This window comes from uncultured Sunxiuqinia sp. (assembly GCF_963974515.1).
Taxonomy (GTDB): domain Bacteria; phylum Bacteroidota; class Bacteroidia; order Bacteroidales; family Prolixibacteraceae; genus Sunxiuqinia.
Genome location: NZ_CAXBDD010000228.1, coordinates 1 through 1,520 on the forward strand (window position 1 = coordinate 1; position 1,520 = coordinate 1,520).

The 1,520-nt window shown below is 46.6% G+C and carries 1 protein-coding gene; it reads left to right on the forward strand.

The window, feature by feature from the left end; genetic code table 11:
* A partial coding sequence (locus tag AAC033_RS19145) for a PAS domain S-box protein (protein WP_339741198.1) occupies window positions 1-1,520 on the forward strand: 1,520 nt, incomplete at both ends.

The window sequence follows — 1,520 nt, forward strand, 5'->3', positions numbered from 1 at the left end:
CGGCTCCCTACGCGATGTTGAAATCTTTTTCAGCCCCATTGAGCTTAATGGCAGTAAGCGGCTCCACGCCATCATCCACGACATCAGCGAACGCAAACAGTTGGAGAAAATCATGGCTCTCAATGAAGCGCGGTTGCGCCAGGCCGAAATTGCATCCAAATCGGGCAACTGGGAACTGCACCTGGATTCGCGTGAAGTTTTTGCTTCCGAAGGTGCTGTGAAAATCTATGAGGCCCATAAAGACCATCTGGACTATGTCGCAATCAAAGATTTTACCTTACCTGAATATCGCCCCATGCTCGATCTGGCGATAGAAAACTTATTGACACACGGAGCTGCTTACGACGTTGAATTCAAAATAAAAGCTGGCGGCAGCGGTAAAATCAAGGACATTCATTCCATTGCGACTTTTGACCCGGATAAACGCATCGTTTTCGGAATCATTCAGGACATCACCGAGCGAAAACAAAATGAGGAAACCCTGAAAAGGAGTGAAGAAAAATACCGGAGCCTCATTGAAATGGCCCCCGATGCTTTCTTTCAGGGCAATGCGGAAGGAAACTTCATTACAATCAACGACAAGGCGACAGAGCTGTCGGGATTTTCACGCGAAGAACTTCTTCGGATGAACATATCAGAACTTTTTCTCAGCGAAAAACTCGAAACAGAGCCGTTGAGATATGATTTATTAAAATCAGGCCGTACGATTAAAACAGAACGGGAGATCAAACAAAAAAACGGAGAAACAATCCAGGTTGAAATGAACTCGAAGGCCATGCCCGATGGCACTTACCAGAGTTTCATCCGCGATATCAGTGAGCGAAAACAGGCCGAAAAAAGTCTCCAGGAAAGCGAAATACGCCTGCGCCAGCTGAATGCCACCAAAGACAAATTCTTCTCCATTATTGCTCACGACCTGAAAAGTCCGTTTAACAGCATCATTGGATTCACCAATCTACTGGCCGAGCAAATTAAAGAAAAGGACTATGAGGGAATTGACAAGTATGTTAACATCATCGAACATTCGGCACAAAACGCGATGGACCTGCTGTTAAACCTACTCGAATGGTCGCGCACACAATCCGGGAGAACAGAGTTCAATCCCGAATATGTTGACAGCGTTACTTTAATCAACGAAGCCGTGAAATTACTTAGAGACCTGGCGCAACAGAAATCGATTACCATCGTCAAGAAAATTCCACACGACGCCCCTGTTTTTGCCGACCGGTACATGGTATCGACCGTGCTGCGAAACCTGATCTCGAACGCCATCAAATTCACGCACCCCGGCGGTTACGTAGTTGTCTCGGCCCAACAGGAGGCAACAGGGCTAAAGGTCTCCGTCACCGATAATGGAGTGGGTATCAGCGAAACATCACAAAACAAGTTGTTCCGTATTGAAGAAAGCTATTCGACGCCCGGCACGCTAAACGAAAAGGGAACCGGGCTGGGACTGATCCTTTGTAAAGAATTTGTCGAAAAACATTTGGGAGAAATGCGCGTTGAAAGCGAAGAAGGAA